This is a genomic window from Staphylococcus caprae, assembly GCF_002902725.1.
Taxonomy (GTDB): Bacteria; Bacillota; Bacilli; order Staphylococcales; family Staphylococcaceae; genus Staphylococcus; species Staphylococcus caprae.
In genome coordinates this window covers 1-19,008 of record NZ_PPRT01000017.1, presented here as the reverse complement: position 1 = coordinate 19,008, position 19,008 = coordinate 1, and the positions used below count along the sequence as shown (strand labels likewise).

General features: G+C 33.9%; 16 protein-coding genes and 2 pseudogenes. All 18 read left to right on the top strand.

The window, feature by feature from the left end:
• The first annotated feature begins 4 nt into the window (after positions 1–4).
• Positions 5–289 (top strand): RNase P modulator RnpM, encoded by a 285-nt coding sequence (gene rnpM / locus CD155_RS03110; protein ID WP_002442571.1) that lies wholly within the window; start codon positions 5–7, stop codon positions 287–289.
• Entirely contained in the window at positions 286–603 is a 318-nt protein-coding gene (locus CD155_RS03105) for a L7Ae/L30e/S12e/Gadd45 family ribosomal protein (protein ID WP_103212491.1), read from the top strand. The genes rnpM and CD155_RS03105 overlap by 4 nt, the downstream gene beginning before the upstream one ends.
• Before the next feature lie 4 nt (positions 604–607).
• Positions 608–2,773, top strand: coding sequence for a translation initiation factor IF-2 (gene infB / locus CD155_RS03100; protein ID WP_044466282.1), 2,166 nt, complete (start codon positions 608–610; stop codon positions 2,771–2,773).
• 161 nt (positions 2,774–2,934) lie between these two features.
• Positions 2,935–3,285: a 30S ribosome-binding factor RbfA gene (gene rbfA / locus CD155_RS03095; protein ID WP_037541413.1), complete on the top strand. Its 351-nt coding sequence runs from the start codon at positions 2,935–2,937 to the stop codon at positions 3,283–3,285.
• 147 nt (positions 3,286–3,432) lie between these two features.
• Positions 3,433–4,350 (top strand): tRNA pseudouridine(55) synthase TruB, encoded by a 918-nt coding sequence (gene truB, locus CD155_RS03090; protein ID WP_103212490.1) that lies wholly within the window; start codon positions 3,433–3,435, stop codon positions 4,348–4,350.
• 15 nt (positions 4,351–4,365) lie between these two features.
• Positions 4,366–5,337 carry a riboflavin biosynthesis protein RibF gene (ribF, locus tag CD155_RS03085; RefSeq protein ID WP_103212489.1) on the top strand — a complete coding sequence of 324 codons (972 nt, stop codon included), beginning with the start codon at positions 4,366–4,368 and terminating at the stop codon, positions 5,335–5,337.
• A gap of 260 nt (positions 5,338–5,597) precedes the next feature.
• The gene (gene rpsO / locus CD155_RS03080) at positions 5,598–5,867 is read left to right on the top strand and encodes a 30S ribosomal protein S15 (protein WP_002442583.1); all 270 of its coding nucleotides are present in this window, start codon (positions 5,598–5,600) and stop codon (positions 5,865–5,867) included.
• A gap of 316 nt (positions 5,868–6,183) precedes the next feature.
• A complete protein-coding gene (gene pnp / locus CD155_RS03075) occupies positions 6,184–8,283 on the top strand; it encodes a polyribonucleotide nucleotidyltransferase (RefSeq protein ID WP_103212488.1) in 2,100 nt (699 codons plus the stop codon).
• Between the two features lie 240 nt (positions 8,284–8,523).
• Positions 8,524–10,197: a ribonuclease J2 gene (rnjB, locus tag CD155_RS03065; protein ID WP_103212487.1), complete on the top strand. Its 1,674-nt coding sequence runs from the start codon at positions 8,524–8,526 to the stop codon at positions 10,195–10,197.
• 263 nt (positions 10,198–10,460) lie between these two features.
• Positions 10,461–11,322: pseudogene (locus CD155_RS13230) on the top strand (DNA translocase FtsK 4TM domain-containing protein); the annotation flags it as partial.
• A gap of 98 nt (positions 11,323–11,420) precedes the next feature.
• Positions 11,421–12,872, top strand: a pseudogene (locus tag CD155_RS13225) (DNA translocase FtsK); the annotation flags it as partial.
• A gap of 2 nt (positions 12,873–12,874) precedes the next feature.
• Entirely contained in the window at positions 12,875–13,585 is a 711-nt protein-coding gene (locus CD155_RS03055) for a GntR family transcriptional regulator (RefSeq protein WP_002442591.1), read from the top strand.
• 46 nt (positions 13,586–13,631) lie between these two features.
• Positions 13,632–14,897: an EF-P 5-aminopentanol modification-associated protein YfmF gene (gene yfmF / locus CD155_RS03050; protein ID WP_370444554.1), complete on the top strand. Its 1,266-nt coding sequence runs from the start codon at positions 13,632–13,634 to the stop codon at positions 14,895–14,897.
• A complete protein-coding gene (yfmH, locus tag CD155_RS03045) occupies positions 14,897–16,183 on the top strand; it encodes an EF-P 5-aminopentanol modification-associated protein YfmH (protein WP_103212485.1) in 1,287 nt (428 codons plus the stop codon). The genes yfmF and yfmH overlap by 1 nt, the downstream gene beginning before the upstream one ends.
• Positions 16,183–16,887: an elongation factor P 5-aminopentanone reductase gene (gene ymfI / locus CD155_RS03040; RefSeq protein ID WP_103212484.1), complete on the top strand. Its 705-nt coding sequence runs from the start codon at positions 16,183–16,185 to the stop codon at positions 16,885–16,887. Before yfmH ends, ymfI begins: the two co-directional genes overlap by 1 nt.
• Positions 16,888–17,071: 184 nt before the next feature.
• Complete coding sequence (locus tag CD155_RS03035; RefSeq protein ID WP_103212483.1) at positions 17,072–17,899, top strand: YmfK family protein; 828 nt, start codon at positions 17,072–17,074, stop codon at positions 17,897–17,899.
• A gap of 18 nt (positions 17,900–17,917) precedes the next feature.
• Positions 17,918–18,310 carry a helix-turn-helix domain-containing protein gene (locus CD155_RS03030; protein WP_103212482.1) on the top strand — a complete coding sequence of 131 codons (393 nt, stop codon included), beginning with the start codon at positions 17,918–17,920 and terminating at the stop codon, positions 18,308–18,310.
• A 31-nt stretch (positions 18,311–18,341) separates the two neighbouring features.
• On the top strand, positions 18,342–18,923 hold the full coding sequence (gene pgsA, locus CD155_RS03025; RefSeq protein WP_002442602.1) for a CDP-diacylglycerol--glycerol-3-phosphate 3-phosphatidyltransferase: 582 nt from the start codon (positions 18,342–18,344) through the stop codon (positions 18,921–18,923).
• Positions 18,924–19,008: the final 85 nt, after the last annotated feature.

Sequence of the window (19,008 nt, the reverse complement as noted above, 5' to 3'; positions counted from 1 at the left end):
ACTTATGAAGAAGAAAAAAATTCCAATGAGAAAATGTATTATATCTAACGAAATGCATCCTAAGAAAGATATGATTCGTGTAGTCATCAATAAAGAAGGTGAAATATTTGCCGATGCGACTGGTAAGAAACAAGGTCGTGGCGCATATGTTTCTAAAGATGTTCCTTTAGTTGAAAAGGCACAACAAAAAGAATTGCTTGAAAAATATTTCAATGCTTCTAAAGAAACACTTGAACCAGTATATAAAGAAATTATTCGTTTAATTTATAGAGAAGAGATTCCTAAATGACGAAAGATCAAATATTTAATTTTCTTGGTTTAGCAATGAGAGCAGGCAAAATAAAAAGTGGAGAATCTGTAATTCTAAGCGACATTAAAACTAATAAAATTAAACTCGTCATTGTTGCAACTGATGCCTCTGATAACACATTAAAAGTTATGAAAAATAAGAGCGAGAGCAATCAAATTCCACTAAGAAGCTTTGGAACGAGAGTTGAATTAGGGATAGCACTTGGTAAAGGCGAGAGAGTAAATATTGGTGTAACCGATATTGGTTTTGCAAAAAAATTGTTATCAATGATAGATGAATATCGTAAGGAGTGATTATATGAGTAAAAAAAGAATTTACGAATATGCGAAAGAATTGAATCTAAAGAGTAAAGAGATTATAGATGAGTTAAAAAGTATGAATGTTGAAGTGTCTAACCATATGCAAGCTTTAGAAGACGACCAAATTAAAGCTTTAGACAAAAAGTTCAAAAAAGAACAAAATAATGACAACAAACAAAATACTCAAGATAATCACCAAAAATCTAATAGCAAACAAAATCAAAACAATAAAGGCAAACAACAAAACAAAAATAACCAACAACAAAAAGGTAACCAACAATCTAATCAAAACAAGAAAAACGGACAAAACAACAAAGGCAAGCAACAAAACAAGAATAATAAAAACAATAAAAATAATAAGAACAACAAAAATAATAAACAACAAAACCAAACTTCAGAACCAAAAGAAATGCCTTCTAAAATCACTTACCAAGAAGGAATTACAGTTGGTGAATTAGCTGAAAAATTAAATGTTGAATCTTCAGGCATTATTAAGAAATTATTCTTACTAGGTATCATGGCTAATATTAACCAATCATTAGATGAAGAAACATTAGAATTAATTGCTGAAGACTATGGTGTAGAAATCGAACAAGAAGTTGTCATTGATGAAGAAGATTTATCGATTTATTTCGATGATGAAAGCGAAGACCCAGATGCAATTGAAAGACCAGCTGTAGTTACAATCATGGGGCACGTTGACCACGGTAAAACAACATTATTAGATTCTATTCGTCATACGAAAGTAACTGAAGGAGAAGCAGGCGGTATTACTCAACATATCGGTGCTTATCAAATTGAAAATGCTGGTAAGAAAATTACTTTCTTAGATACTCCAGGACACGCTGCATTTACAACAATGCGTGCACGTGGGGCACAAGTCACTGATATTACTATTCTAGTTGTAGCAGCAGATGATGGCGTGATGCCACAAACTATCGAAGCGATTAATCACGCGAAAGAAGCAGAAGTACCAACAATTGTTGCGGTAAATAAAATTGATAAACCGACAGCTAACCCAGATCGTGTTATGCAAGAATTAACTGAATACGGTTTAATCCCTGAAGACTGGGGTGGCGATACAATTTTCGTACCACTTTCAGCTTTAAGTGGAGACGGCATTGAAGATTTACTTGAAATGATTGGCTTAGTAGCAGAAGTTCAAGAATTAAAAGCAAATCCTGAAAAACGTGCTGTCGGTACGGTTATTGAAGCAGAACTTGATAAATCACGTGGGCCTGCTGCATCATTATTAGTACAAAATGGTACTTTAAATGTTGGAGATTCAATTGTAGTCGGTAATACGTATGGTCGTATTCGTGCTATGGTAAATGACTTAGGTAAACGTATTAAATCAGCTGGTCCATCTACACCAGTCGAGATTACTGGTATCAATGATGTGCCACTTGCGGGTGATCGTTTCGTCGTATTTAGTGATGAAAAACAAGCACGCCGTATCGGTGAAGCGCGTCATGAAGCAAGTGTAATTCAGCAACGTCAAGAAAGTAAAAATGTTTCATTAGATAACTTATTTGAACAAATGAAACAAGGTGAAATGAAAGACCTTAACGTAATTATCAAAGGTGACGTTCAAGGTTCTGTAGAAGCATTAGCAGCTTCATTAATGAAAATTGATGTTGAAGGCGTTAATGTACGCATTATTCATACAGCTGTCGGTGCAATCAATGAATCTGACGTGACATTGGCAAATGCTTCTAACGGTATTATTATCGGATTTAACGTTCGTCCAGATGCAGGTGCAAAACGTGCTGCTGAAGCGGAAAATGTTGATATGAGATTACACCGTGTTATCTATAATGTTATCGAAGAAATCGAATCTGCTATGAAAGGTTTACTTGACCCAGAATACGAAGAACAAGTTATCGGACAAGCAGAGGTACGTCAAACATTCAAAGTATCTAAAGTTGGTACAATTGCAGGTAGTTATGTAACAGAAGGTAAAATCACACGTAACGCAGGTGTACGTGTTATAAGAGATGGTATTGTCTTATTCGAAGGTGAGTTAGATACACTTAAACGTTTCAAAGATGACGCTAAAGAAGTAGCTCAAGGTTATGAATGTGGTATTACCATCGAAAAATATAACGACCTTAAAGAAGGCGACATTATCGAAGCATTTGAAATGGTTGAAATCCAAAGATAATGAATTAGAATATCATTCCAATCTCCTCGCTATGAAACACAAATAGGGAGGAGATTTTTGAATCAATCACATTGCTAAAAAGCGCATTATTTAATAAAATATAATCTACTTGAGCGTGGATAATTTTAAAAAATAAATATATTAAAAGAGGTGAAATGAAGATGAGTAATATGAGAGCTGAACGTGTTGGCGAACAAATGAAGCAAGAAATTATGGATATTGTAAACACTAAAGTAAAAGATCCTAGAGTTGGATTTCTTACGATTACAGATGTTGAATTAACGAATGACCTATCGCAAGCAAAAGTTTATTTAACTGTATTAGGAAACGAAAAAGAAGTCGATAATACATTTAAGGCACTTGAAAAAGCAAAAGGCTTTATTAAATCCGAGTTAGGTTCAAGAATGCGTTTAAGAATTATTCCTGATTTAACATTTGAATATGATGAATCAATCGAATACGGTAATAAAATTGAACGTATGATTCAAGATTTACACAAAGAAGATAAATAATCATTTATGAAAGTAGGTACGCGTATTCACAAAAGAAATTGTTGAATGACTACCTACTATTTTTATGTATTATTTTCAGTCAAATAGAGTTTAAGAGATGTTATAATAATTAAGGTTAAAGTAACGTTGAGTAAAAGGTGTGACAAAATGTATAACGGTATATTACCTGTATTTAAAGAAAGAGGTTTAACAAGCCACGATGTTGTTTTTAAACTAAGAAAGATTTTAAAAATGAAGAAAATTGGACATACGGGTACACTTGATCCTGAAGTAAATGGTGTACTTCCAATTTGTTTAGGTCATGCTACGAGGGTCAGTGATTACGTGATGGATATGGGTAAAACGTATAAAGCAACTGTCACACTAGGCATGAGTACGACTACTGAAGACCAAACGGGGGATATATTAGAAACTAAGCGTATTAAAGCAGAAGATGTTTCAGAACAAGACATAGATCATACGCTTGAGCAATTTTTAGGACTTATAAAACAAATTCCCCCTATGTATTCTTCAGTGAAAGTTAAAGGTAAAAAGCTATACGAATATGCTCGAAATAATGAGGAAGTAGAAAGACCAATCAGGCACGTCTATATCAAATCTATTCAAAGAATTTCTGAACTAACCTTCGAAGGTGAACAGTGCCATTTCGATATTGAAGTTACATGTGGTAAGGGTACGTATATTAGAACTTTAGCTACTGATATTGGTGCCAGTCTTGGCTTCCCTGCGCATATGTCACTTTTAACTCGCATCGCTTCAGGCGGTTTTAATCAAGAGGCCAGTTTAACACTTGATCAAATTAAAGTATTGCATGAGCATGATTCATTACAAGAAAAGTTGTTTTCTATAGAATATGGTTTGAAAGGATTACAACACATTGAAGTTAGTGATGATGAATTCAAGAAGCGAATCTTAAATGGTCAGAAATTTAATAGTCATGAATTTCAGTATGAATTTGAGGAGCAATTTGTGTTTATCGATAACCACACAAATAAAGCGCTTGCTATATACATGATTCATCCGGAAAAAGCGCACGAAATTAAACCGAAAAAAGTTTTTAACTAAAGGAGCAATTTATTTATGAAAGTGATAGAAGTAACCCATCCTATTCAAAAGGAACAGTTAATCAATGAAGATGTAGCGATGGCGTTTGGTTTCTTTGATGGTATGCATAGAGGTCATGACAAAGTTTTTCAAACTTTAGACCATAAAGCCAAAGAAAGTAATTTGAAAAAAGCTGTAATGACGTTTGACCCTCATCCATCAGTAGTGCTAAATCCCGAGCGTAAACGTACAACATATTTAACACCACTTTCAGATAAATTGGAAATGATTGCGCAACATGATATTGATTATTGTATTGTCATTAACTTTTCTTCAAGATTTGCAAGTGTAACTTCCGAAGCATTTATTCAAGAATATGTGATTAATAATCATGTTAAAGAAGTGATTGCAGGTTTCGACTTTACTTTTGGTAAATTTGGTAAAGGGAATATGACTGTTTTACAAGAATCTGAAGAATTCAATACTACCATTGTAGGTAAGCAAGAAATGGGTTCTGAAAAGATATCTACAACAGCTATTAGAGAGGCATTAACTGAAGGTAATTTAAGAAAAGCAAATGAAGCGTTAGGTTACTTATATAGAATTAAAGGCACAGTTGTGCAAGGAGAAAAACGTGGCAGAACGATTGGTTTCCCTACAGCTAATGTACAACCGAGCGATGATTACGTGCTACCTAAAAAAGGTGTCTATGCCGTGAGTATGGAGATAGGTCCAGAGAGTAAATTGTATAGAGGGGTAGCCAATGTGGGAGTAAAACCTACATTCCATGATCCAGCTAAAGCTGAAGTAATGATTGAAGTAAATATTTTTGACTTTGATGAAAATATTTATGGTGAAAGGGTTACAGTTTATTGGCATCACTTCTTAAGACCAGAAGTTAAATTTGAGGGCATAGATCCATTAGTTGAACAGATGAATGAAGATAAAGCTAAAGCGAAATATTTATTATCTGTTGATTTCGGTGATGATATATCGTATAATATTTAAAGTTGAGGAAGAAAAGAGTAGGGAATTTAAAGTTTATGCTCTGGGAAACCGATTAACGGCGTCCCAAAAGCAGGATTTTCGGCAGTAACTTTCACAACCCGGCAAAATTTGAGAAACAATTTTGCTCATCGTTCGGTTCTGCTTAAACCTTAAACACTTTTGTCCCGAGCTCACTTCTAAAATACCTTTTTCTTAGTAGGTCGAGTCTCCGACGCCTAACTCAGATTAAGGAGTAAAAAATTTTAAGGAGGAAATTGATTATGGCAATTTCACAAGAACGTAAAGATGAATTAATTAAAGAATACCGTGTACACGAAACAGATACTGGTTCACCAGAAGTACAAATCGCTGTTTTAACTGCAGAAATCGCTGCGTTAAACGAACACTTACGTGAACACAAAAAAGACCACCATTCTCGTCGTGGATTATTAAAAATGGTAGGTCGTCGTAGACACTTATTAAACTACTTACGTAGTAAAGATATTCAACGTTACCGTGAATTAATTAAATCATTAGGTATCCGTCGTTAATCTTAATATAGAATTAGGAAAGCACCAGTTAGATGGTACTTTTGTATATTTTACGGCAAAATAAATTTAATTAAGATGACTGATAGAAAGCCCTTTTCAATCGAGGAGTCGAAATGCATAACGACGGGATTTTACTAATAGTAAATGAGCTAGGCATGCATAAGACGACAAAGAGTGAAAGGGTTTGTCTACAGTCAGAGGAAAGCACCAGTTGGATGGTACTTTCCTTTTTTTATTATCACACATAATAAAAAATATAAAATTGAGTAAATAAATGATATGATGTAAATAATAGAATTAAGAGAGGAGATTCATAATGTCTCAAGAGAAGAAAGTTTTCAAAACTGAATGGGCTGGTCGTTCTTTAACTATTGAGACAGGTCAATTAGCAAAGCAAGCTAATGGTGCTGTTTTAGTACGTTATGGAGATACAGTTGTGTTATCAACTGCTACTGCTTCAAAGGAACCTAGAGATGGTGACTTTTTCCCATTAACAGTCAATTATGAAGAAAAAATGTATGCGGCAGGTAAAATTCCTGGTGGATTCAAAAAAAGAGAAGGACGTCCTGGAGATGAAGCTACACTAACTGCACGATTAATCGACAGACCTATTCGTCCATTATTCCCAAAAGGTTACAGACATGATGTTCAAATTATGAACATTGTTCTAAGTGCTGACCCAGATTCTTCACCTGAAATGGCTGCAATGATTGGTTCTTCAATGGCTTTAAGTGTGTCAGACATTCCTTTCCAAGGACCTATTGCAGGTGTCAATGTAGGTTATGTTGACGGTAATTATGTCATCAACCCTTCAGTTTCTGAAAAGGAAGTTTCTAGATTAGACTTAGAAGTGGCTGGTCATAAAGATGCTGTAAACATGGTAGAAGCAGGGGCTAGTGAAATCACTGAAAGCGAAATGCTTGAGGCAATCTTCTTCGGACATGAAGAAATTAAACGTTTAGTTGCATTCCAACAAGAAATTATTGATCATATTCAACCAGTAAAACAAGAATTTATTCCTGTTGAACGTGACGAAGCGCTAGTTGAAAAAGTGAAAGCATTAACTGAAGAAAAAGGTTTAAAAGATACAGTATTAACATTTGATAAACAACAACGTGATGAAAATTTAGATGCACTTAAAGAAGAAGTCGTAGAACATTTTATAGATGAAGAAGATCCAGACAATGAATCTCTTATCAATGAAGTGTACTCAATCTTGAATGATCTCGTAAAAGAAGAAGTAAGACGCTTAATTGCTGATGAAAAAATTCGTCCGGATGGTCGTAAAGTAGATGAAATACGTCCACTTGACTCAGAAGTTGGACTGTTACCGAGAGCTCATGGTTCAGGATTATTTACACGTGGACAAACACAAGCACTATCTGTTTTAACATTAGGCGCATTAGGAGATTATCAACTCATCGATGGTCTAGGACCAGAAGTAGAAAAACGCTTTATGCATCATTATAATTTCCCTAACTTCTCTGTTGGGGAAACAGGCCCTGTACGTGCGCCTGGACGTCGTGAAATTGGTCACGGTGCATTAGGTGAAAGAGCTTTACGCTATATCATCCCTGATACAGCTGATTTTCCATATACAATCCGTATTGTAAGTGAAGTATTAGAATCAAACGGTTCTTCTTCACAAGCATCAATTTGTGGTTCTACACTTGCGTTAATGGATGCTGGTGTACCAATTAAAGCACCTGTAGCAGGTATAGCCATGGGTCTCGTTACACGTGATGATAGCTATACAATTTTAACTGACATTCAAGGTATGGAAGATGCACTTGGTGACATGGACTTTAAAGTAGCGGGTACTAAAGATGGTATTACTGCTATTCAAATGGATATCAAAATTGATGGTTTAACAAGAGAAGTAATTGAAGAAGCACTTGAACAAGCTCGTCAAGGACGCTTAGCTATTATGGAGCACATGCTTCAAACAATCGATGCACCGCGTAAAGAATTAAGTGCTTATGCTCCAAAAGTTGTTACAATGCATATCAAACCTGATAAAATCAGAGATGTCATTGGACCTGGCGGCAAAAAAATCAATGAAATTATTGATGAAACAGGCGTTAAACTTGATATCGAGCAAGATGGAACAATCTTTATCGGTGCTGTAGACCAAGAAATGATTGATCGTGCGAAAGAAATTATCGAAGAAATTACACGTGAAGCTGAAGTTGGCCAAGTATATCATGCTAAAGTTAAACGTATCGAAAAATATGGTGCTTTCGTAGAGTTATTCCCAGGTAAAGATGCGTTACTTCACATATCTCAAATTTCTAAAGATAGAATCAATAAAGTTGAAGATGTATTAAATATTGGTGATACGATTGAAGTTAAAATTACTGAAATAGATAAACAAGGCAGAGTAAATGCTTCTCATAAAGCTTTAACACAAGAATAAAGTGAATGGTTAAGATTGAGTATTCTTAATGGAGTACTCAATCTTTTTATTTTACATATTTTGGGCTGTTAAAAATGAATCGTGCCAATTTACAAAGGTTGATTAAGCGTATAAGAAAAATAAAATTTAAATCTTCAAGATGGTCAACCGTGCTTTAATAGTGTACATCACGCCTATTTTAACTTATAATAAATGATGAGTTTATATATGGACGGGTCACTATTTATAGGAGGTAACATTTTGAGTTTAATAAAGAAAAAAAATAAAGATATTCGCATCATACCACTCGGTGGTGTAGGCGAAATCGCTAAAAATATGTACATCGTTGAAGTAGACGATGAAATGTTTATGTTAGATGCGGGATTAATGTTCCCCGAAGATGAAATGCTAGGCGTAGATATTGTTATTCCTGACATTCAATATGTCATTGAAAATAAAGATAAGTTAAAAGGCATTTTCCTTTCTCATGGTCATGAACACGCGATTGGTGCAGTGAGTTATGTGTTAGAACAAATTGATGCACCAGTGTATGGTTCTAAGTTGACAATCGCACTTATTAAAGAAAACATGAAGGCCCGTAATATTAAAAAGAAGGTGCGTTACTATACAGTTAATCATGATTCAGTAATGAGATTTAAAAATGTAAATGTGAGTTTCTTTAATACTACACATAGCATTCCTGATAGCTTAGGCATTTGTATTCACACATCATATGGTTCTATCGTATATACAGGTGAATTTAAATTTGATCAAAGTTTACATGGTCAGTATGCTCCTGATATGAAACGAATGGCTGAAATTGGTTATGAAGGAGTGTTTGCATTAATCAGTGATTCTACTGAAGCTGAAAAGCCTGGCTACAATACACCTGAAAATGTCATCGAACACCATATGTACGATGCATTTGCTAAAGTAAAAGGAAGACTTATCGTCTCTTGCTATGCGTCTAATTTTATACGTATCCAACAAGTATTAAATATTGCGAGTCAATTGAATCGTAAAGTATCATTCTTAGGTCGTTCACTTGAAAGTTCATTTAATATCGCCCGCAAGATGGGATATTTCGATATACCTAAAGACTTATTAATACCTATTAATGAAGTTGATAATTATCCTAAGAATGAAGTCATTATCATTGCCACAGGCATGCAAGGAGAACCTGTCGAAGCTTTAAGTCAAATGGCTCAAAAGAAACATAAAATTATGAATATCGAAGATGGCGATTCTGTCTTCTTAGCAATTACTGCTTCAGCGAATATGGAAGTCATCATTGCGGATACTTTAAATGAATTGGTACGTGCCGGTGCTCACATCATTCCAAACAATAAGAAGATTCATGCTTCAAGTCACGGTTGTATGGAAGAATTAAAAATGATGTTAAATATTATGAAACCGGAATACTTTATCCCTGTGCAAGGTGAATTTAAAATGCAAATTGCACACGCTAAATTAGCTGCTGAGTCAGGTGTTGCTCCTGAAAAAATCTTTTTAGTAGAAAAAGGCGACGTTATTAATTATGACGGTAAAGATATGATTCTAAATGAAAAAGTAAATTCAGGAAATGTACTTATTGATGGTATTGGTGTTGGCGACGTAGGTAACATCGTATTAAGAGACCGTCATTTATTAGCAGAAGATGGAATATTCATTGCTGTGGTAACGTTAGATCCTAAAAACAGACGAATTGCAGCAGGTCCTGAAATACAATCAAGAGGCTTTGTTTATGTTAGAGAAAGCGAAGAATTATTAAATGAAGCGGAAGAAAAAGTGCGTACAATTGTAGAAGCAGGTTTACAAGAAAAACGTATTGAATGGTCTGAAATAAAGCAAAATATGCGAGATCAAATTAGTAAACTATTATTCGAAAGTACGAAACGACGTCCAATGATTATTCCAGTTATTTCTGAGATATAATCCAAATAAAAAATATTTTAAAGAGGTTGGGACAATTTAGTAAAACACAATCACTTTGTAACATAAAGATGATGATGTTCTACATTTAGGTTATTTTAATTTTGTTCACTTTATATCGAAACAAAAGATATGGACGATTAAAATTAACTTTAAACATTTAAATTGTTCCTGCCTCTTTCATCTTATTAAATATATACATAAGAAATAGGTGTCATAAAACCTAATGGAGAACTGTGAAAGATTAAAAAAGAAGGTGTAAAATCTTGCCACAAGCAAAGAAAAAAACAACGACTAGAAAGAAAAGTAATGCTACGCGTAAAAACTCTAAGAGAAGAAAACAAAATGAAAGTCCGTTACGCTATTTAATTGCTATTGCCATTGTCATTCTTGTCGTTTTAGGAGCTTTTCAATTAGGCATAGTTGGTCGAATGATTGATAGTTTCTTTAATTATTTATTTGGAATGAGTAGATTTTTAACATATATTTTAGTAATCCTAGCAACAGTTTTTATTACATACTCTAAAAAGATTCCTAAAACGCGTCGTAGTGTTGGGGCAATTATCTTACAATTAGCTTTATTATTTATAGCTCAACTTTATTATCATTTTACAAAAGGTATCTCATCTGAAAGAGAACCAGTACTATCATATGTATATCGATCATATGAACATACGCATTTTCCAAATTTTGGTGGAGGACTCATTGGTTTTTACTTACTTAAGTTGTTTATTCCGCTCATCTCTATTGTAGGAGTTATTATTATTACGATTTTATTAGTGGCATCAAGTATTATTCTTTTAATGAACTTAAGACATAGAGATGTGACTAAAAATTTATTTGAAAATATGAAGTCTTCAAGTGAAAATGCTTCAGAGTCTTTTAAAGAAAAAAGGGAACAAAATAAAGCTAAAAAAGAAGAACGCGCACAATTAAAAGCTGAACGTGCTGAAGAAAAGAAACGTGCTAAAAATCAAGAGAGATTACAACACGAACAAGTTAAAGATGTAAGTGATTTACCAGAAGTAGGACAAACGAATGATATACCTATATATGGACATAACGAACAAGAGGGTCAAGTCAATAGTCAACCGAATAAGCGTAAAAAACGAATCTTTGACAATGAAGCTAAAAGCAGCGAAACAACATCAAATTCACAAGAAAATAATCATAAAAAAGATGTTTCGACGAATTTAGAACAGGAAATCAATAATAACAACGACGGGGAAAGTTCTATTTCAGAAGCCGGAGAAGTGGCTAATGTCGAATATACTGTGCCACCTTTAACTTTACTGAATCAACCTGCGAAACAACAATCAACTTCTAAAGCTGAAGTTCAGCGCAAAGGTCAAGTATTAGAGTCAACGATGAAAAACTTTGGTGTCAATGCGAAAGTCACACAAATTAAAATCGGTCCTGCAGTAACTCAATATGAAATCCAACCAGCCCAAGGTGTTAAAGTAAGTAAAATCGTTAACTTACACAACGACATTGCTTTAGCATTAGCTGCTAAAGATGTACGTATTGAAGCGCCTATACCCGGTCGTTCTGCAGTGGGGATCGAAGTACCAAATGATAAGATTTCATTAGTATCTTTAAAAGAAGTGTTAGAAGAGAAATTCCCTTCACAACATAAGTTAGAAGTCGGCTTAGGCCGAGATATTTCTGGTGAACCTGTATCTATCCAATTAAATGAAATGCCACACTTACTTGTTGCAGGTTCAACAGGTAGTGGTAAATCAGTTTGTATTAACGGTATCATCACAAGTATTTTACTTAACGCAAAGCCTCATGAAGTAAAACTTATGTTAATTGACCCTAAAATGGTAGAATTAAACGTATATAATGGTATACCACATTTACTTATACCAGTTGTTACGAACCCACATAAAGCATCTCAGGCTCTAGAAAAAGTAGTTGCTGAAATGGAACGTCGTTACGATCTTTTCCAACATTCTTCTACACGTAATATTGAAGGTTATAACCAATATATTCGTAAACAAAATGAAGAACTTGAAGAGAAACAATCCGAATTACCTTACATTGTTGTAATTGTAGATGAGTTAGCAGATTTAATGATGGTTGCAGGAAAAGAAGTTGAAAATGCGATTCAACGTATTACTCAAATGGCCCGAGCTGCTGGAATTCATTTAATTGTAGCCACTCAAAGACCATCAGTTGATGTCATTACAGGTATTATCAAGAATAATATCCCATCAAGAATTGCCTTTGCGGTAAGTTCACAAACAGACTCTAGAACAATTATTGGTTCTGGCGGTGCTGAAAAATTACTAGGTAAAGGTGACATGTTATATATAGGTAACGGAGAGTCTACGCAAACACGTATTCAAGGTGCTTTCTTGAGTGACAAAGAAGTTCAAGACGTAGTCAATTATGTTGTAGAACAACAACAAGCGAATTATGTGAAAGAAATGGAACCAGATGCACCAGTCGATAAATCAGAGATGAAAAGTGAAGATTCTTTATACGATGAAGCCTATTTATTTGTTATAGAACAACAGAAGGCTAGTACATCTTTATTACAAAGACAATTTAGAATTGGGTATAATCGTGCTTCAAGATTAATGGACGATTTAGAACGTAATCAGGTCATAGGCCCACAAAAAGGGAGCAAGCCTAGACAAATTCTAGTTGATTTAGATAATGATGAGGTGTAAAAATGTCGGAAATGAATGCTATATATAGAGTGAAACAATATATTTTAAATATGATTAAAAATGGTGAGCTAGAAAACGGTGGTAAGTTACCTAGTAATTTATCAATTGCACGTGCATTAAATGTTAAAACTGATGATGTTTATGACGGCATTGGTGAATTAATCACAGAACAAATAGTCACGGATAATTTTGAAGAGGGGACAAGCGTTAAAGCACAACCCCCTTTCTTTTATCCATTAGACAAATTAATAAGTATTAGTACTATGATTGAAGAAGCTGGGTATAAAGCAGGTATAGAGTATCTAAATTTTGATGAACAACCAGCAACAATCTTAGATGCAGAACATTTAGGAATAGAAACCAAGCAACCAGTCACTATCATTGAGAGATTGAGAACTGCTGACCATAAACCTGTCGTTTATTGTTTAGATAAAATTGCGAAACAATACTTAACTTGTTTAGATTATCAGAAAAGTAACGGATCAATGTTAAGAGCCATTAAAGATGCGACAGGACACGAAGTGACTCATGCTGAAATGGACTTAGAAGCGATTAGTTACGAACCACACATTTCTGAAGTGCTCAACGCGTCGCCACACGAAGGTTTAATGTTATTGAAAGTTGTACATTATGATGAAAATGGACAACCCATCTTATACTCTTTAAACTATCTTAAAAGTAGTTTAGTTAAGTTTAAAGTTAATAAAAATTAAATAGTAAATGTTTTTACAGAAAAGGGAGGTATGGCATTTGGAGACAATGAACCATGACCATTCAAATATACATATCAATGTTTTACCAACTGAAAAATTTAAAACAACGATGGTGACATTTAAATTCATGGCACCATTAGATTATGAAACGATTACATCTCGTTCCATTCTAAGTAAAGTATTAGTACGTGCTACTCAAAAATGGCCTAACGACAAAGCGTTAAATAGACATTTGTCAAACTTATATGGGGCTTATATCAATAGTTTTGTAACTAAATTTAAAGATAAACATGTCATTACTATTTCTCTAGAAATTGTGAATGAGCGTTACTTGAAGGATTCTACGCCTCTATTTGAAAAGGGATTAGAAATGCTGAAAGAGTTAATATGGAACCCTTTAATTGAAGATGAACAATTCAATGAAAAATATGTGGCTCAAGAGAAATCTCTCCTTACTAAGAAAATTGAAGCAATGACAGATAATAAGGCGCAATACTCATTTTTAAAATTAATGAATTATATGTTTAAAGATGAACCTTATAAATATATTGCTACGGGTCAATTGGAACAAATACCACAAGTGACTGCTCAAAACTTGTATGATACATATAAATCCATGATACATAATGATGAATGTGCAATTTACGTAGTAGGAAATGTTAACGAACAAGAAACGAGAAATTTAATCCAAAATAACTTTGAAATCAAACCGTTTGAGTTAGAAAAGGGTTCACCATTAACACAAATAAATCATATTGGTTCGCCGAAGGTTATTATTGAAGAAGATGAAGTGGACCAAGCAAAACTTAATCTTGGTTATCGATTCCCAACCTACTATGGTAAACAAAATTATTATGCGTTTGTCGTGTTTAATATGATGTTTGGTGGAGATCCCTCTTCAGTATTGTTCAACGAAGTTCGTGAAAAGCAAAGTTTAGCTTATTCGATCCATTCTCAAATTGATGGTAAAAATGGATTCTTATTTGTCTTAAGTGGCGTATCTGCTGATAAATATGAACGCGCGAAAGATACTATTTTAGAAGAATTCGATAAATTAAAAAATGGTGAATTTGATGAAACTAAATTAGAATTAGCTAAAAAAATTATTATTTCACATAGACATGAATCTACTGATAGACCTAAAAGCATGATTGAATTGCTACATAATCAACTATTATTAGACGAATATCAATCTGATGAAGACTTTATTAAAGCAATTAATCAGGTTACAAAAGAAGATGTAATTGAGTTAGCTAACGAAGCTGTCCTTGATACCATTTATGTTTTAACGAAGGGAGGTCAAAGGGAATAATGAAAGTACATAATTATGAACTTATTGATGAAAAGGTTTTTGAACATGAACTTGATAATGGACTAAAACTGTTTATTATACCTAAGCCAGGATTTCAAAAAACATTTGTAACTTATACAACACAATTTGGTTCGTTAGATAATCACTTTAAACCTCTTGGTAGTGATGAGTTTGTAAAGGTTCCAGACGGCGTAGCTCATTTTTTAGAACATAAACTTTTTGAAAAAGAAGAAGAAGATTTATTTACAGCATTTGCTGAAGAAAATGCCCAGGCGAATGCTTTCACTAGTTTTGACCGTACAAGTTACTTATTTAGTGCTACAAATCACATCGAAAGTAATATTAAGCGTTTATTAACCATGGTTGAAACACCGTATTTTACTGAAGAAACAGTGAATAAAGAAAAAGGCATTATCGCTGAAGAAATTAAGATGTATCAAGAGCAACCTGGTTATAAATTGATGTTCAATACACTAAGAGCTATGTACTCTAAACATCCTATCCGAGTTGATATTGCTGGAAGTGTAGACAGTATTTATGACATAACTAAAGACGATTTATATTTATGTTACGAAACGTTTTACCATCCATCCAATATGGTTCTCTTCGTCGTAGGCGATGTTGATCCTCAAAGTATCGTTGATTTAGTCGATAATCATGAAAAGCAACGCAACAAGACTAATCAACCTCAGATAGAGCGTGCACAAATTAAAGAACCGGAAGAAGTCAATACACATACTGTAACTGAAATGATGAAATTACAATCCCCACGACTCATGCTAGGATTTAAAAATCAACCACTCAATGAAAGCTCAGAAAAATACGTTCAAAGAGATCTAGAAATGACATTTTTCTATGAGTTGATTTTCGGCGAGGAAACAGATTTTTATCAAGATTTGTTAAACAAAGATCTTATCGATGAAACGTTTGGTTACCAATTTGTATTAGAACCAAGTTACAGTTTTTCTATTATTACGAGTGCGACACAACACCCCGACGAGTTGAAAGAATTATTAATTAATGAACTTAAGAAATACAGAGGACATTTAGCGGATCAAGAAGCGTTTGATTTATTGAAAAAACAATTTATCGGCGAATTTATTTCTAGTTTAAACTCCCCTGAGTATATTGCGAATCAATATGCAAAGTTATATTTCGAAGGCGTGAGTGTCTTTGATATGTTAGAGATTGTTGAAAATATTACTTTAGAAAGTGTAAATGAAACATCTAAGCTATTCCTTGACTTTGATCATCTTGTTGATAGTCGTTTGGAGCTGAAAGAGTAATGAAAGCGCTAGTAATTGGTGGTTCAGGTAGTCTCGGCACTGCAATTGTAGACCGCTTATTAGATGAAGGTTATGAAGTGATTATTCATTACAACACTGCGGATTTAACTTCATTAAAAGAAAAGTATAAAAATAATAATGTAGAATTTATCCAATGTGATTTAGCTCAAGATATAACATTATCGGAATATTTCGGGCATCTCAATGATCTAGACTGCCTCATATATACGAGTGGAACTGCCTTATATGGTATGTTGCAAGATATGAGTGATGAAGACATAGACTATAGTTATGCCCTTCATGTAAGACAATTTATTCGTTTATCTAGATATTTTGTTGATACTTTAAGAAAAAGTAATCATGGACGTATCATTGTGATTTCTTCAATATGGGGAGAAACAGGTGCTAGTATGGAATCAATTTATTCTGCAATGAAGAGTGCTCAGATTGGTTTCGTTAAAGCACTTAGCCAAGAATTGGCACTCACTTCAGTGACAGTAAATGCAATTGCACCTGGCTTTGTCTCTGGTAACATGAGCAAGGCGTGGTCTAAAGAAGAAATGGAATCTATTGTAGCAGAATTGCCTCAAAACAGAATGATTGAACCATACGAAGTTGCTCACGTTTGTGCGTATTTGTGCCATCCAATGTCTAGAAGCATTACAGGTACCGTTCAAAAAGTTAATGGCGGTTGGTATTTATAAGTTAGCTACTCTTACGGCATAGAAGCTTTCTATTTATTGTCTTTGATTAATCATTCTTGTTTATTTTTATAAGAAAATTAATACAATTATTAAGTGCGATTCTCATAAACGATGTTATAATGTGATTAAATCAAACTTTGAATAGCTTTCAAGTGCGTGATTGTAAACAAGGGGTGGTCGAATCGTGGCAGTTGCAGAAAGAAAAGAGTGGTACTTAGAATATGAAATTACTATCAATCGAGCTGGATTACTCGGTGATATTTCAAGTTTACTAGGTATGCTAGGAATTAGTATTGTAACAATCAATGGTGTTGATCAAGGTAAAAGGGGTCTACTTATCAAAACCGATAAACTTGAGAAAGTTGAACGTTTTGAACAGATTGTCAAAGAAATCAATGAAATTGATATTACTAAATTAAGAATTCCTGAACTTAGAGATCGACTTGCGGTTAGACATGGTAGATACATAGAGCAAGATGCAGATGACAAGAAAACATTTAAATTTGAAAGAGAAGATCTAGGATTACTTGTAGACTTTTTGGCTGAACTTTTCAAAGAGGAAGGTCACAAATTAATAGGTATTCGAGGCATGCCTCGAGTTGGTAAAACAGAATCTATTGTAGCAGGAAGCGTTTGTGCACATAAAAGATGGTTATTCATAAGTTCTACTTTAATTAAACAGACGGTAAGGAGTTCACTTATCAAGGGTGAATATGAGTCAAACCATGTCTATATTATTGATGGAGCTGTGACAGCTCGTGAGTCTAACCCTAAACATCAGGACCTAGTTAGAGAAGTGATGACATTGCCATCCATCAAGGTCGTAGAGCATCCGGATTTATTCGTTGAAGCATGTAACTACAGTATGGATGATTTTGACTATATTATAGAATTGAGAGAAAATGAGAACCAAGAAATACATTATGATGAAATGAAGAAACAAACGGTTCAAAGTAAAAATAGTTTAGAATTTGGAGACCCATTCGGTGGGGGATTTGGTTTCTTTGAATAAGTGTGAGGAGGACTTTGTGTGAAAACGGTTGGTGAAGCATTAAAAGGTAGACGTGAAAGATTGGGTATGACGTTAAATGAATTAGAGCAACGAACTCAGCTTAAGCGTCAGACTTTGATACATATTGAAAATAATGATTTTGACCTATTAGCCAAAAAAGATTACACAGAGGGATTAATTAGAAAATATGCCAATGTTGTTAATATTGAACCTAATCAACTGATTGAAGCACATCGAGATGAAATACCTAGCAATCAGCATCAAATGGATCAATTGATGACAACTTTTTCTAATGGTCAAGTACCTTCTTATCGCAGCAAGTCGAAAGAAACCATTCAACTTGTCATGTTAATAGGTATGATTGTTATTGTATCTTTAATTATTTGGATACTTGCAGTATTAATTTTGTAAATAAATAAAGTTTTAGAAATGAGGATTTAAAATGAATATACCGAATCAGATTACGGTATTTAGAGTTATATTGATACCCGTTTTTATTCTATTTGCGTTAGTAGACTTCGGATTTGGACAAGTTTCCTTCCTTGGCGGTTATCATATTAGAATTGAAATTTTAATCAGTGCGATCATCTTTATTATTGCTTCATTGAGTGATTTTGCGGATGGTTATTTAGCACGTAAGTGGCAACTTGTAACGAATATGGGGAAATTTTTAGACCCTCTTGCAGATAAATTACTTGTTGCAAGTGCGTTGATAGTAATGGTTCAATTAGGTTTTACAAACTCAGTAGTTGCAATCATTATTATTGCACGTGAATTTGCTGTGACAGGACTACGTTTGTTACAAATTGAACAAGGATTTGTAAGTGCTGCAGGTCAATTAGGGAAGATTAAAACTGCTGTAACAATGGTTGCAATCATCTGGATATTATTAGGTGATCCACTTGTACACTTTATTCATTTCCCATTAGGCGTTACTTTATTATATATTGGTGTATTCTTTACTATTCTTTCTGGTATTGAGTATTTTTATAAAGGTAGAGACGTCTTTAAACAATCAAAATAATTATAATTTAATATATTTAGATTTGAGGTTGGGATATCGTTAGTTATCTCAGCCTTTTTAATATATTGGAAGTAGATATCTGAAT